Here is a 14,546-nt window from a genome sequence, read left to right on the forward strand (position 1 = left end):
GGCCGTGCAGCAGGCCACCCAGCAAAACGTCGAGCTGGCTTACGTGGATGCGGGCTACACCGGCGAGCGAGCCCGACAGGATGCTCAGGCGCAAGGTATCCACCTGGAAGTGGTCAAACTGCCCCAGGTCAGGAAGGGCTTCGTATTGCTACCCAGAAGGTGGGTGGTAGAGCGTTCGTTCGGCTGGGTGGCGAGGTTCCGACGGCTCGCCAGGGATTACGAACGTCTGCCACAAACCTTGGCGGGCCTGCACTTCCTGGCTTTCGCCATCCTGCTCCTGTCCCGTTTCGTCAATCTCATGTCCCAATGTGCCTAACACCCTCTAGCTCTAGCTTTTGTACTGGCTCAAGGGCAGGAGTTGCGCGCGCTGCGTATGGCCACCTTGCCCAGTGGGCCGGAGGACGCCATCTGGACTCGAGTACAGGGCGTCAAGACCACCCTGTTTGGCCTGGGGGATGTAGGCGGGAAGCAGCTCGAGCTTGAGATGAAAGCCTTACATAACGGGCAGGAGCTGGCCCTCTACTTCCGCTGGCCCGATAAAGAACCCAGCCTGACCAAAGACGCCTGGCGCTTCGACGGCACAACCTGGAAACGCCAGGGCGGCGACGAGGATCGGCTGGCGCTGTTCTTCCCCATCGGGGAGTACCCGGCCTTTACGGCGGGCGGCTGTGCCGCCATGTGCCATGCCACCGATAAGGGCGGGTACATGGCCACCAACGCCCCCACCGAAAAAGCCGACCTGTGGCACTGGAAGTCGTACCGCAGCAACCCGCTAAACTTCGCCGATGATGGCTACGCCACCATGAAACCGGCCAACGCCGACACCGGCCGGATGAACGACCCCGGCACCGGCGGCGACCGGCGCAACCAGACCACCGACGGCAGCAAGCCCCTCTACATGCAAGACCCAGCCAAACAGCCCACCGCACCGGGCTTCCTGCTAGACGACGAAAAGGTGGAAATCAAAGACTATAGCATCTTCAAGGCCGGCGACACCCCCCCTACCGCATCCTGACCAGGCCCAGCGGCGACCGGGGCGACATCTGGGCCCGGGGCGTATGGAAGGATGGCTACTGGACGCTAATGCTCAAACGCAAGCTGAACACCGGCTCAGGCAACGATGTGGTGTTTGAACCGGGCCGGAGCATTACCATGTCACTGGCGGTATACGACAACGCGGGCGACAACAACAAATACGCCAGCCTGGCTCCTTTGCGACTGACGCTGGCCCGATAGGCCCTGGATTTGAACCCCACCCTGGCCCAAGCGGGGTGGGGTTATGTTTTACGCTGTAGATCCAGGTAAGTAAAAGCAAAGGCGTGCCGGGTATCGGCGGGGTGGTGTTGGCGGTAGACCTCGAGCCACTCTGAAGGCTCCCAGGGCGGGAAAAAGGCATCAGCATCGGGTACTTCGGTCTCGACCAGGGTCAGGTAGAGGTGGGTGGCTTGGGGTAGGGCCTGGCGGTAGACCTCGCCCCCCCCAATTACCCAAAGCTCCCCCTCGCTTGGCAGGGCTTCCTCCAAAGATGGCACCACCTCCACCCCTTCGGCCCGAAAGCTGGGGTTCTGGGTGAGCACCAGGTTGCGCCTGTTGGGTAGGGGCCGCCCGATGCTCTCGAAGGTTTTGCGGCCCATCAGCACGGTCTTGCCCAGAGTGAGGGCGCGGAAGCGCTTGAGGTCGTCGGGCAGATGCCAGGGCAAAGCCCCACCCCGGCCAATAGCACGCTTCCGGTCGATGGCGGCAATGAGGGCGATTTTTTTCATATTTCGGCCCAGATTACACTGCCACCGGCGCGGGGATGCGCGGGTGGGGCTGGTAGTCTTTTAGCTCGATGTCCTGGTAGGTGAAGGCAAACAGGTCGTTCACCTCGGGGTTGAGTACCACCTTAGGCCAGGGGCGTGGCTCACGGGAAAGCTGCAAGCGGGCCTGCTCGAGGTGGTTTTGGTAGAGGTGCGCATCCCCCAGGGTGTGGATGAACTCCCCCGGCTTCAGGCCGGTCACCTGAGCTACCATCAGGGTCAGGAGGGCATAGGAGGCGATATTGAAGGGCACCCCCAGGAAGATATCGGCGCTGCGCTGATAGAGCTGGCAGGACAGCCGGCCATTGGCCACGTAAAACTGAAAGAGGATATGGCAGGGGGCCAGGGCCATTTTGGGCAGGTCGGCCACATTCCAGGCACTCACCACCAGCCGGCGCGAATCGGGATTCTTCTTGATCTCCTCCACCACCCAGCCAAGCTGGTCGATGGGGCCATCCGGCCCCTGCCAGCTTCGCCACTGCTTGCCGTAGACCGGCCCCAGCTCGCCCTCTGGACTGGCCCACTCGTCCCAGATGCTCACCCCGTGGGCTTTGAGGAAGGCGATGTTGGTCTCGCCCCGCAAAAACCAGAGCAGCTCGTAGACGATACTTTTCCAGTGCAGCTTTTTGGTGGTGAGGAGAGGAAAGCCCTCTTCCAGGTCGAAGCGCATCTGCCAGCCAAAAACCGAGCGGGTGCCCACCCCGGTGCGGTCGGTCTTGGGGGTGCCGTGCTCGAGCACGTAGCGCATGAGTTCAAGGTACTGGTACTCGGGGTGCCGCATGCCGCTTAGTTTATCTGCTGCAACAGCCGGTGTGCATAGAGGGGGGCGTAGAAGTAGGCCGCCGAGCCAAACCCGGTAAGAGCATAGCCCCCCGGGATAGGCCGCAGGTAGTGCCGATCCAGTCGGTAACGCACCCCCGCCCAGGAAGTATCCCACCTGGGGCGGTAGCCTAGAAGTTTTTCGGCCTCGGCCAGAAGCCACTCCACCTCGGCGGGCTGGGTCTGGTGGGGGGTATAGCTGGACTGGTGGGGCAGGTAGCTCCCGCCCAGGCTGTGCCCGGCCACATACACCCCGTAGGCGCAGGCCTGAGGGAAGTGCTCGAGGGTGTGCAACACCGAGCCCGGGGTAAAGCGCCCACCCAGCCCCACCAGGTGGGCCCCACTGGCCCCACCGGCATAGATCACCAGGCCCGCAGATAAGGTCGCCAGGGTCGGGGTACGTAGATGGAGGGTGCGGCCCTCGAGGCGTTCCACCTCGGCGTAGGTTATCTCCAGGCCCTGGGCCAAGCGGTGGAGCAGGGGGGTGGTCTCGAGCCAGCCCGCGCTTTCCAGGTAAAGCCCTTCCTCGAGCCACTGGTGGGGAATGCCCCGGCCCTTTAGCTTCTCCTTCCAGGCAGGCCGATGGGCCGGGGGCACAGGGCGCAGAATCCCCTGCCGCACAGGCACAAAGCGGGGGTAAAAGTCCCACAGGGCAGCCAGGGCCTCCTCGGCCTCGGGGGCCACGCTTCCCCGCTTGCCCCGCACCGGGTTCAACAGAGCCTCGGGCACCCGGCTGGCCTCGCCCAGCTCGCGGGCCACAACCCGTACTTCTTTTCCGGCCTCGTGCAACACCCTGGCCACGCAAAGCCCGGCAATCCCCGCCCCGATGACCACCACCTCTGCGGCAACCACCCCTTCATTTTGCCGGGTAGACCTAGCGCCGCAATACTTGCCGCAAGCGGGGCAGTAGCGAGACCTCCGAGCCAGGCAGGCGCAGGCTACCGGTGCCCGAGAGCACCCCCAGCGGCACATCAATCCCCGAGCGCGTGGGGCGCACCAGCAGCAGGTTACCGCTGGCATCGGTGTAGCCCCCCAGATAGTCGCCGGGGGTAATCTCGTCGTCGCCATCCACGTCTTTCCAGGCAATCACCACATAGTCGCCCGGCACCAGGTCGGGGATGCTATAGGGCGCTCTAAGGCCCGCCTGGCTCACGATGCTAACCCCAGAGCGACTGGCGTCAATGTCGTTTCCGGCTACGAAGAGCGCGACCACCGCAGTACCCTGCACGCTAGGGGGCGGGGGTGGCGCGGCCACCTGCAGGGGCAGGCCCACCGTGCGGGTAAGGCTGCCGCCACTGCCGCTAAGGGTGAGGGTATAGCTCCCCTGGGCCGGGGTGCTATCCACCTGCAAGCGCAGGGTGCTGCTGTTGCCCGAAGCGGGGTTGGGGCTCAACGTGTGACTAACCCCAGCCGGCAGACCGCTCAGGCTCAGGCTGACCGGGTCGGCAAAGCCGGCAATCCGGGCGATGTTGACCGTAATCTCCACGCTGCTACCCACAGCAGGGCTGAGGCTGGCTGTGGCTGGGCTCAGCTGCAAGGTGAAGCTGGGGGTTAGGCTACCGGCGGCGCTCACCGCGGCCTGAGCGTTCACCAGACCGGCCCCGCAGTCGCTCCCCTGAAGGGTGGGAAAGCTAGAGGGAATCCGATCCGAAGGGCGGCCCGTACACTGGCTCGAGTTCAGCGGAGCAGCCGTGCCCTTGAGGATGTCCAGGGCCTCGGCCAGGGTCAGGTCGGGCCGCCGGGCCTTCATCAGGGCGACCACCCCCGCCACGTGGGGCGCGGCCATGGAGGTGCCCTGATAGAAAGCGTAGACAAACTGAGCAGCCCCCGTTTCTCTGTCGTCCTTGAGCAAGCTCAGCACCCCATCGGCATACCCATCCCCATTGCGGTCAACGGTGACATCCCCCCCAGGGGCCATCACATCGATGCGGGCCCCGTAGTTGGAGTAGTAGCTGCGCAAGCCCCGGGTCTCGGTGGCCCCCACCGTAATCACCCCACTGCAGCTGGCCGGGGTAAAACCGGCGGCGTTTTCCGCACTGTTGCCCGCGGCCACCACCAGGATGGGCTTTTGCGGCTGGTTGTTGGCCTGATTAATGGTGTCCTGCCAGGCCGGGCTACAGGCTCCTCGTCCGCCCAGGCTCAGGTTGACCACCTGGGCCGGATAGGGGTTGGGGGGCACCCCGGAAACCGAAAGCCCCACTGCCCAGCGCAACCCGGCCAGGATGTCGGCATCGCTGCCGCCGCCCACCCCCAGGGCGCGCACATGCACCAATCGGGCCCCCCAGCTCACCCCGGCTACCCCCAGGTTGTTGTTGCTGCGGGCGGCGATGGTGCCGGCCACGTGGGTGCCATGGTACCCGCTGAGGGCCTCAGGAGGCGCTCCCGGGGCCACGTTGCCGGTGTCCTCGGGGTTATTGTCCCGCCCATCCCCATCGTTGGCGATGCGGGGGTCGGAGATGAAGTCGTAGCCCAGCACCGGGGTGGGCAGGTCGGGGTGGGCGCTCACGATGCCGGAGTCGATCACCGCCACCGTAATGGTTCGGCTGGTACCGTCTTCGATCTCCCAGGCCTGGGGCAGGTGGATGGCCGGATAATGCCATTGATATTCGTAGAACTCATCGTTGGGGGTTTTGAAAAGCTGGCGGATGTAGTTGGGCTGGGCATAGAGCACATCAGGCCGGCGGGCCAGGGCCGCCACCGCAGCCTGGGTCTGGGCCTTGTCGGCCACCCCCCGGTAGAGGGCCAGGCCACCCGGCTCGAGCTCCTCCTCCCGTTGCAGCGCAACCCCGCCCGCCTGGAGGCTTTCCACCCGCTGCAGGCTTAGGCCCGGGCGAAACTTCAGCAGCACCTCGCCGGGCACGAAGTCGTCGGGCTGGCTTTGGGCAAAAAGGCGCTCGGAGGTGCGAATGGATGGGGCGCTGCTGCTTGAGAAAAACCCCACCTCCCCCGAGATGCTGCCCGGCCCACCCCCGTCACAGGCCACCAGGCTCACCGCCAACCAGAGAATCCCCAGCTTGTATGCTCGCACCACACCACCTCCTAAGTCGGGCTCCTTTACATGGTATCTTGGGGATTCAGCGTTATGTCAGCGTTAAAAAGTCCCAAAACCGTAAACTAAAGGGTCAGTTTGGGCCAACGCTGGCCTGCACGAGGCACCCGACCAGGAAATGCTAGCCCTCACTCCATGACTGGCGGATGACCAGGCCACCGGCCCGGGCCGCCTCGAGCACAGCCCGGCTGAGGGGGTTGTGCTCTAAAAAGCTGGAGCGCAGCTGGGGAGGAACGTGGTGAAGGGCAATCTCTTCTAAGGCGTGCAGAACCTCCTGGAGCGAGGCCTGGCCCACCCGGCCCAAAGCGGCCTGGGCCTGGTGGTGCACCCAGCGCACCTCGAGCCGGGTGCAGCCCGTGGGCCAGCAGGTTTCCAGCCCGGCCATGGCCGCCTTGCTGCGGTATAGAGCCTCCTCCAGATGGCCCGGGGTGAGCCCGGGCTGCTCCAGCAAGACCCTGGCCCAGAGGGTCTGGGCGGCTATGCCCAGGGAGGGCCAGTCATTCTGCTGGGCCAGGGCCAAAGCTTCCTGGAGGCAGGGGAGGGACTGCTCGGGGGGGGTCAGGCGGGCTCGAGCCAGCAGATACCGGCCATAGGCCAGCCCCTGCCGTTCGGCAAACAACGCCTCCAGGCGCTCCAGCAAAGGAGCGACCGCCTGGCCTTGCCGGTGGGCCAGCAGGGCTTCCAGGATGCGGTAGGTGGCCTCGTCGCGCCGGGGCAGGTCGGGCGTGCCCAGGGCCTTGCCCAGCCAGTCGGTGGCCGGCCCCCACGCCCCCCATACCCAGTACAGACGGGCCATCTGATACTGGCTAAAAGCCCGCGTCCAGCCCCACTCCTCGGGCACCAAAGCCAGGGCCTCTTCCAGCACCTGCTGGGCTTCGGCGTAGCGCTCGAGGTCGTAGTAGCGCAGGGCCAGGTTGTTGAGGTGGTGCACCCTGCGGCCCAGCACGCCCTGCATCCCCTCGAGCAGGCGCTGGGCCTCGAGCTGGGCCTCCAGGGCCGCCTCGGCGTAGCCCAAAGCCGCCAGGCAGACCGCGCGGTTGTGGTGGAAACCTACCTGCACCAGGCGGTCGGCCGAGTGCCTCAGGGTGGGTTCGGCCTCCTGGTAAAAGGCCAGGGCCTGGCGGTGGCGCTCGAGCTGGTCGAAGGCAATGCCCAGCCTCGAGGTAGAGATGGCCACCTGCAATTCGTCGCCCTGGACCCGATGCATATCCCTTAGCTGCTCTAAGGCCGCAATCAGATCGGGGGTTTTGCGCTGTACAAATAGCGACTGGGCCAGCGCATCCAGCAAGCGAACCCGCAGCTCGGGCGCCTCGGCCTGCTGGATGTATTCCAGCCCCTTGCGCGCCGCCGCTTCGGCCTCGGCCCCGAAGGCATGCTCCCCCAGGCGGATGGCCTCGCGCAGCCAGGCCCGGCCTTGTTTCTCGGGTGTATCGGCCAAGGCCAGCATTCGCTCGACCAAAGCCGCGTGGCGCTGGCCGGTATCGAAGCGAATCATGACCTGGCTCAGTGCCTCCAACAAGGCAAAAGCCTGCTCGCGCTCTCCCCCGGCTTCGGCGACCTCGAGGGCCTGCTGGTAAAACCCGGCCGCTTCGGAAAACTGGTAGGTGGCCTCGGCCTGCCGGGCCGCCTGAAGTAAGTAGGGAATGGCCCGCGAAGGCTCGCTCTCCAACCAGTGGCTGGCCATGCGGGCCGGGTGGGCCTGGCAGGTCTCCAGGAACTGCGCCACCTGGCGGTGCAGGTAAGCCCTAATGGGCGCGGGCAGCATCTCGTGAACGGCTTCGAAGAGCAGGTCGTGGGCAAAGCCGCTGCCATGGAGGATCTGGGCTCCCTCGAGTTCGGCCCAGGGCCCGGTCAGGGCCAGCAGGCTGGCCTGCATCACCGCAGCCGCCAGCTCAGGGCCGAGGTCGGTACCAGCTACGGCAGCCAGGCGAGCCAGGTTGAGCGCCGGAGGCGAGAGCCGTTCCAGGCACCGGGTGATAAGGGCCTTGACCTTGCCGGCCAAGGGCAGCCGCTCGAGCCTTCCACCCCTGATGCCTCCGGACTCCCAAAGGCTTTTGAGGGTCTCGAGCACAAAAAAGGGATTGCCCCCGGTGTAGCGTATCAGGGCCGGGGAAAGCGACTGCACCCCCTCCACCTCGAGGCTGGCCAGCAGAGCTTCGACCTCGGCGGGCTGCAACGGCTCCACATCCAGCAACACCGCCAATCCCGCTTCGACCAGGGGAAAAAAGATGCCCTGCTCGATCTCGGCAGCCACCTCGCCGCGCCGGTAAATCTGGATGGTGAAGGGCGGCTGCCCCTTTCCCCCCACCGCGCCGTATTTGTTGAGCTGGTAGAGCATGGCCTCGAGGCTGGCCCGGTCGAGGTACTGGGCATCGTCGCTAACCTGAACGCTGGGCAGGTCGCCGCTGTGCGAGAGCAGGGTAATCTCGGCCAGCGCATCGTAAAAGCGCAATTTATCGGCTTCGGAAAGCATGGGCGGGGGGGGCATCCTGCGCCAGTTCTGGCAGGATGCGGGCCGCTTCGCAGCGCACCCAGGCTGGCAGGTTTTGCAGCAGCTCGGGCCGCTCGGCAAAGGATTCACGCAGGCTACGGGCGTAGCTCGAGTAGGGTATGGCCATGTCGCCCTGCCGGGCCGCCAGCAACACCACCCGTCCCTTGGATGCCGCAAAATCCATCGCCAGGCGGGTCTTGCCCACCCCCGGCTCGCCCCGCAAAAACACCACCTGGCCCTTCTGAAAGGCCTCTTCCATCTCTGCCCAGAGCCTTTCTCGCCCCACCAGAACCGGGGGGCGCAACAAGCTGAGGGGAATGGAAGGGCGCCGGGGGGCCACGCTTTGCCCCAGCCGCTCCCCCTGGGCGATTTGCTTGGCCAGGGCCTGGGTCTCGGGCAGCGGGGCTACCCCTAGCTCACGCTGCAAAAGTGCTTTGCAGCGATGGTAAGCCCTGAGGGCTGCAGGCCGATCCCCACGCAGATACAAAAGCCGCATCACCCGGCGGTGGGCCACCTCCGAAAGCAGGTCCTGCTCCAGCAGCCGTTCGGCATAGGCCAGCGCCCTGGGGTACTCTCCGGCCTGCTCGAGCTGCTCGACTAGCGCAGCCAGCGAGACCCGTCGCATCTCGGCCAGCCTTTCTCGCTGCATCAGGAGCCAGTCGTCGTACTCGGGACAATCGTCGTAGTCGGAGCTCTCCAGCAAAGTCTGGTCGGTTTCGGCCACCTCCTGGTGACGCCTCGCAAAATGGGCCACCTCGAGGGCTGCCACATCCACCTCCAGCCCCTGTAGCCCCAGCACATCCCCACCCCACACCAGCTCGACTCCCGCGAGCTGCTTGAGCCGCCTCAAGGCCTGGGCCAGGTTGTTGCGAGCGGTGGCCTCGGGCGAGTTGGGCCAGAGCAGACCGGCTAGTTTGGAGCGACTGGAAGGGCCTTCTAGAGCCAGGTAGGCCAGCAAGCCCGCCGTCTTGCGCTCCAATGGCTGCACCCTACGTTCCGGGAGGTGTAGGGCAGGCAGACCCAATAGTTGCAGGCGTTTGCGGCTTTGCCCTGGCATTTTCCCATTCTAGAAAAAACCGCGCAGCCCCAAAGGTCGTTGAGCACAGTCTTCCTCTAAACCCGGCTCCTTACCCCAATAAAGCTTTTTCCCCGGCAAGCGCCGGTTTTTCCCAGGGCAAAGCTGGCCTTATCCACCTTCCCTGCTTACAAGCCAAACCAGGTAAAGGGGTAGTAGCGCAAAAGCTCAGCCCCAAAAGGCGCTACCCGCTCGAGGTTGACCTCGGAAGCCTCGGCCCTCAAGAGGGCCACCCTGGGGTTGAAGTCGCGCACGGCAATCTGGCGCAAAATCGCCTCGAGGTCTAGCTGGGGCAGGCCGTAGCCCAAAGCGGCGTAGACCTGTTGGCGCACCCAGGCGTACTCCTCCCGGGAAAACCCCTGGGCCCGAAGGGCCTCCACCTGGAGCCGTTTGGCCTCCGGCAACAAAGCCCCCGTACCGCGGAACAGATCCAGCACCGCCCGGTAATCTAGGGTGGTCTGTCCTGCGTACTGCCGGGCCAGCTGCTCTAGCCGGGCCTCGAGCTGCGGGTAACGCGGGCCTAGCCCCTGCTTAACCTCGCGCTGTACTGCCAAAAAGCGCTCTAGTTGCCCCGGGCTGAGCCGTCCATCCGCCGGCGGGGTGAAGCTGGGGTCTGCCCTGACCCCGGCCTCGAGGGCGATCACCTGGCGAAAACCCTCCACCAAGGTCTGGGCCGGACGGATCAGGAACTGGTAGGCCGCCCAGCCGGTCAACCCCAAAAAAAGCCCTATAGCCAGAAGAAGCCACATCCACCATCGCACCATAAGCGTCAGGATGCCACAAGGCAAACCATCCGACTGCGGTTTTTCGTCCAATTGCTCGTACAACTGCTGCCAAGCTATGATAAAGCCCAAGATTGCAGCTATGAACCCCACCGTCCAGGCCCTCGAGGCCCAGCTAAGGCAGACCCAGACAATCCCTGAGAAATTTGTCCTTTTGGACCGGCTTTATCGCTTTCTGAGCCTGAGCTACCCCCAGCAGGCCCGGCAGATCGTGGAAGAGATGCTGATTTTATCGCAAAAAGCCGCCTACCCTGCTGGGCGCGGCCTGGCCCTCAAAAACCTAGGTGACTACCACTTGCGCCAGGGCCATCTACCCGCCGCCCAGGGCTGCCTCGAGGAAGCCCGGGCCATTTTGCGTAAAGTTGGCGAGACCGCAGCCGAGATAGAGGCCCAAAACGCCCTGGGGAGCTTCTACTACTTGCAGGGGCAGTTTCCTAAAGCTTTGGAATACTACCTAGAGGCCCTAGAGGAAAGCCGAAAGTACGGGTTCAAACTCCAGGAGTCCAGCGCCTTACATGGGATTGGCCTGGTCCAGCACACCCTGGGCAACTACCCCGAAGCCACCAAGTACTTGCTGCGTAGCCTGGCCCTCAAGCGGGAAAGCGGCGACCGCCCCAGCGAGTCGGATGTCCTCAACGATTTGGGCCTGATCTACCTCGAGGTGGGCGACCACGCCGGGGCAGCAGAACTTTTCCGCGAAAGCCTGAGCATAAAACAAGCCCTAGGCGACCACCATGGCGAGGCTAGCGCCCTCTCCAGCCTGGGCCTGACCTTCTACCGCTTGGGTCGCATCCAAGAAGCCCTGCACTACCACCGTCAAGCCCTGGAAATGGCCGATAGTCTGGGCAGCCTCCAGATAAAGGCGCTTTGCCTGGAAAACCAGGGCCTCTGCCAGGCCCGCCTGGGCCACCTCGAGCAGGCTTTAGAGTTATTCCAGGCCGCTATGGCCCTTTACCAAGAGCTGCACAGCCGCCCGGGCGAGTTGCGGGTCTTGTTGCAGGTAGGACTGGCGCAAAGCCGGCTGGAACAGAGCGAAAATGCCATCCACTCCCTGCAGCAAGGGCTTAGCCGCGCGGAAAAGCTGGGCCTACAAAAAGCGCTGTTCGAGTTCCACCAGGCCCTTTCCCAGGTCTTCGAGCAAACCCACAAGCCCGCGTTGGCCCTGCACCACCTCAAGCAAGCCCTGGAAATTGAGCGCAAGCTGCAGCAAGAACAGCAAACCCAGCGAACCGCCGCGCTTTTGGCTGGGTTTCAGGTGGAAAAAGCCCGTCAAGAGGCTGAAATCGAGCGTCTGCGCAACATCGAGCTAGCCCGTGCCAACCGCGAGCTGGCCCAGGCCATCGAGAACCTCAAGGAAGCCGATGCGGAAAAGACCCGGCTACTGGAGATGCTCCGTCGGCAGTCTAAAGAGCTCGAGCGGCTGGCCCGCCAGGACCCCCTCACCCGGCTATACAACCGCCGTTACCTGGAGGAAAACCTCGAGCGCGAATTCGCCGCCTCTAAACGCTACGGCTTCCCCCTTAGCGTGGCCATGGTAGACATCGACCACTTCAAGCAAATCAACGACACCTTCTCTCATCAGGTAGGGGACGATGTTCTGCGGCTGGTGGGGCAGATTCTCGAGTCGAGCTGCCGTGGGGTGGATTTTGCCGCCCGCTACGGTGGAGAGGAGTTCGTGCTGGTCTTTCCCCAGACCGACCTGACTGGGGCCCTGATTGCCTGCGAGCGCCTACGACAGCGCATTGAAAACCACCGCTGGGGCGACCTCCACCCCCAGCTTCGGGTTACCGTCAGTATCGGCGTCTGTAGCGACCCTGACCTGCCCAACCACGAGAAGCTGCTGGCTGCCGCCGACGCCCAGCTCTACGCCGCCAAGCAGGCCGGGCGCAACCGGGTCTACCCCCAAGCCCATAACCTGGTAGGTGGCCCCTGACATAAAGGGGCCCCGGGCAGGGTGACCACCCCGGGCTGCGTGGCGTATGCTGTTCCTATGCGTCTGCACCCCGAAGTGGCCCAGGCCCTGCGCGAAGGGCGGGCTGTGGTAGCCCTGGAGTCTACGGTAATTACCCACGGCCTTCCCCGGCCTTTGAACCTCGAGCTGGCGCAAACCCTCGAGGCTACCGTGCGCCAATCCGGCGCTATCCCTGCCACCATCGCCATCCTGAAAGGGCAGGTGGTGGTGGGCCTTCAACCCGAGGAGCTCGAGTTCATCGCCAACGACCCTTCCGCCGACAAGGCCAGCCTGTGGAACCTGGGGGCTTTGTTGGCCCAGGGCCAGAGCGCAGGCACCACCGTGGCCGCCACCACCTTCCTGGCCCACAAAGCGGGTATCCAGGTCTTCGCCACCGGCGGCATCGGTGGGGTACACCCCCATCCTTACGACGAGTCAGCGGATCTGCTCGAGCTGTCCCGCACCCCCATTCTGGTGGTCTCGGCCGGGCCCAAAAGCATCCTCGACCTGGCCGCCACCCTAGAGCGCCTGGAGTCGCTAGGGGTGGCCCTGCTGGGCTTTCGCACCCAGCACCTCCCCGCCTTTCACAGCCCCACCAGCCCTTACCCCCTGCCAGCCCGGGTCGACTCGGCCCAGGAAGCGGCCCAGGCCTTCCGGGCTGCCCAGGGGCTGGGCCTCCCTGGGGCTACCCTGGTGCTCAACCCTATCTCTCAGGGCTTACCCTTTGAACAGGTACAACGCTGGGTAGAACAGGCCACCCAGGAAGCCGCCCGGGCCGGTATCGGCGGCAAAGCCCTGACCCCCTACCTGCTGCGCCGGCTATCCGAACTTAGCGGGGGTCAGACCGATGCCGCCAACCTCCGGCTGCTGGAAGAAAACGCTCGCCTGGCCGCGCAGATTGCCTTGGCGCTGACCGATACCCACTGAGGCCTAGCAAAGCAGCAGGATGGCGCTAGAATGGGGGTGCCAATGTGCGAGCTGGGGAAGCGGCTGAGGGAGGCCCGCGAAGCAAAGGGGCTGGAAATAGCCCAGGCAGCGGAGTTTCTTAAGGTACGCCGAGCTGTTTTGGAAGCGCTGGAGGAGTGCCGCTTCGACGAGTTACCCGAGCCTGCTTTGGCTCGAGGCTACCTGCGGCGCTATGCCCAGCTCCTGGGCCTCGACCCCACTCCCCTGCTCGCGCTGTACCCCATGGCCGTGGCCCCAGAGCCACCGCCCATTCCGGCCCCTTCCCGTCCGGCCTGGCTCTGGCTGCTCCCTTTACTGGCGCTGCTGGCCTTGCTAAGCTGGCTGGCCTTTCGGGGCCTAGGCCCCTCCAGCGCCCCCGCCCAAGCCCAGCCCGCCCCGGCCAGCCCCCCACCCCCTCAGCAGGTCAGCCTGCGCATAGCCACCCAGCCCCCAGGGGCCCGGGTCTATCTGGATGGCTTCCTGCTGGGCCAATCCCCCCTCGAGGTTCGGGTCGAAGCGGGAGAGCGCACCCTGCGCATCGAGGCCTCGGGTTACCGCAAACACGAGCAGGTGCTCAACCTGCAAACCGACCGCAACCTGAGCGTGGCCCTAACCCCACTCCCCCCTGCCCCCACCCCTCCGACCCAGCCTGCCCCAGCCACCCCCGCCAGCGGTCTGGTGTTGCGCTTCGAGGGCACGAGCTGGGTTCGGGTCACCGACCCACGCTCCGGGCGAGCGCTGTACGAGGGCACCGTTTCTAGCGGAGCCCAGCTTAGCTACCCCCTGCCGGTCTCGGTACGGGTTGGCAACGCGGGGGTGGTGCGGGCTATCGTCAACGGACAGGATCGGGGCCTGCTGGGCCGGGTAGGTCAGGCCCTCACCCTGCGCTTTGAGTAGGGCGCCCCTGCTGTAGCACCGCCTGATAGGCGGCCAGGGTGCGGGGATGGGGTTCTATGCCCTTCTTTCGCAGGTACCTCACCTTACAGACCACCGCCTCGCGGTAGGCCTCCTCGAGCTGGCCAGCCAAGGCTTTCTGGCGTATCTCGTGGTTCACCCCCCGGGCGGGCTCGGATACATCGGCCACGTAAAGGGCCATGCCAACCTTGTGGGCCGGACTAACCCCGTACACATGCCCCTCGATAGCCTCGAGGATTTCCTCATCCTGAACACCCCAGTCCTGGGCTAAGCGGCGGGCCACCCGCCCATGCAAGGCTAGAGGGTGCCGGCGCTCGATCTCGTTTTCCGGGGGGGCCAGTTGCAAAAGTTGCTCGTCGGTAAAGTCTCGCGCAGCATCATGCAAAATGGCTGCTAGATAAGCTTTTTCTACATCCAGGCCGTTGGCCTTGGCAATGGCCGCAGCCAGTTCGGCTACTCGCTGAATATGCGCGTAACGCTCGGAGCTGACCTGCTGGCGCACTTTTTCCGCTAGGCCAGCGACAGAGATAACACGGGTCAAGTTTGGCCTCCGTCGAGGGCGGGCAGCGGCCCTACCCATCCGCAAAACAAAGCCTACCATATTCCCCAGGCCCTGCCAGCCCTTGAAACAATTGGCCTCAGCCGCTATAGTTGTCAGTTGGCTGGGCCCAAAGGCCCAAGCCGTTTGCTGGATTGCGCCTGCATCCCGAACGGCTGACT

The 14,546-nt window shown here is 64.8% G+C and carries 12 protein-coding genes and 1 pseudogene; 5 read left to right on the forward strand and 8 right to left on the reverse strand.

What is annotated here, in order from left to right:
* Both G552_RS0107170 and G552_RS0107175 read left to right on the forward strand, forming a co-directional pair.
* On the forward strand, nt 1-316 hold a 316-nt coding region (locus G552_RS0107170; RefSeq protein ID WP_027882423.1), incomplete at its 5' end, for an IS5 family transposase.
* Nucleotides 317-373: 57 nt separating this feature from the next.
* Nucleotides 374-1,236: pseudogene (locus G552_RS0107175) on the forward strand (ethylbenzene dehydrogenase-related protein).
* A gap of 41 nt (nt 1,237-1,277) precedes the next feature.
* Here the strand turns inward: G552_RS0107175 and G552_RS0107185 are convergent.
* The 7 genes from G552_RS0107185 to G552_RS0107210 all read right to left on the reverse strand — a co-directional run bounded on the left by G552_RS0107185 (nt 1,278) and on the right by G552_RS0107210 (nt 9,997).
* A complete protein-coding gene (locus G552_RS0107185; RefSeq protein WP_027882425.1) occupies nt 1,278-1,763 on the reverse strand; it encodes a dihydrofolate reductase in 486 nt (161 codons plus the stop codon).
* Nucleotides 1,764-1,776: 13 nt separating this feature from the next.
* Nucleotides 1,777-2,580, reverse strand: coding sequence for a thymidylate synthase (locus tag G552_RS0107190; RefSeq protein ID WP_027882426.1), 804 nt, complete (start codon nt 2,578-2,580; stop codon nt 1,777-1,779).
* 5 nt (nt 2,581-2,585) lie between these two features.
* Nucleotides 2,586-3,470 carry an NAD(P)/FAD-dependent oxidoreductase gene (locus G552_RS0107195; protein ID WP_027882427.1) on the reverse strand — a complete coding sequence of 295 codons (885 nt, stop codon included), beginning with the start codon at nt 3,468-3,470 and terminating at the stop codon, nt 2,586-2,588.
* Nucleotides 3,471-3,492: 22 nt separating this feature from the next.
* A complete protein-coding gene (locus G552_RS0107200; protein WP_245575140.1) occupies nt 3,493-5,649 on the reverse strand; it encodes a S8 family serine peptidase in 2,157 nt (718 codons plus the stop codon).
* 139 nt (nt 5,650-5,788) lie between these two features.
* Nucleotides 5,789-8,140 carry an ATP-binding protein gene (locus G552_RS15830; protein ID WP_156890690.1) on the reverse strand — a complete coding sequence of 784 codons (2,352 nt, stop codon included), beginning with the start codon at nt 8,138-8,140 and terminating at the stop codon, nt 5,789-5,791.
* Nucleotides 8,121-9,215 carry a BTAD domain-containing putative transcriptional regulator gene (locus G552_RS15835; protein ID WP_051195726.1) on the reverse strand — a complete coding sequence of 365 codons (1,095 nt, stop codon included), beginning with the start codon at nt 9,213-9,215 and terminating at the stop codon, nt 8,121-8,123. The genes G552_RS15830 and G552_RS15835 overlap by 20 nt, the downstream gene beginning before the upstream one ends.
* 146 nt (nt 9,216-9,361) lie before the next feature.
* Nucleotides 9,362-9,997: a hypothetical protein gene (locus G552_RS0107210; protein ID WP_027882429.1), complete on the reverse strand. Its 636-nt coding sequence runs from the start codon at nt 9,995-9,997 to the stop codon at nt 9,362-9,364.
* A 100-nt stretch (nt 9,998-10,097) separates the two neighbouring features.
* Here G552_RS0107210 and G552_RS0107215 point away from each other — a divergent pair, with 100 nt between their 5' ends.
* Genes G552_RS0107215 through G552_RS0107225 form a run of 3 tightly spaced genes read left to right on the forward strand, consistent with a single transcriptional unit; the run spans nt 10,098 to nt 13,808 of the window.
* A complete protein-coding gene (locus tag G552_RS0107215) occupies nt 10,098-11,948 on the forward strand; it encodes a tetratricopeptide repeat-containing diguanylate cyclase (RefSeq protein ID WP_027882430.1) in 1,851 nt (616 codons plus the stop codon).
* A gap of 57 nt (nt 11,949-12,005) precedes the next feature.
* Entirely contained in the window at nt 12,006-12,893 is an 888-nt protein-coding gene (locus G552_RS0107220; protein WP_051195727.1) for a pseudouridine-5'-phosphate glycosidase, read from the forward strand.
* Nucleotides 12,894-12,935: 42 nt separating this feature from the next.
* A complete protein-coding gene (locus G552_RS0107225; protein ID WP_027882432.1) occupies nt 12,936-13,808 on the forward strand; it encodes a RodZ domain-containing protein in 873 nt (290 codons plus the stop codon).
* Here the strand turns inward: G552_RS0107225 and yqeK are convergent.
* Nucleotides 13,789-14,367 carry a bis(5'-nucleosyl)-tetraphosphatase (symmetrical) YqeK gene (yqeK, locus tag G552_RS0107230; protein ID WP_027882433.1) on the reverse strand — a complete coding sequence of 193 codons (579 nt, stop codon included), beginning with the start codon at nt 14,365-14,367 and terminating at the stop codon, nt 13,789-13,791. The genes G552_RS0107225 and yqeK overlap by 20 nt on opposite strands.
* Between the last annotated feature and the right edge of the window lie 179 nt (nt 14,368-14,546).

Source organism: Meiothermus rufus DSM 22234 (assembly GCF_000423425.1).
GTDB classification, from domain to species: domain Bacteria; phylum Deinococcota; class Deinococci; order Deinococcales; family Thermaceae; genus Meiothermus; species Meiothermus rufus.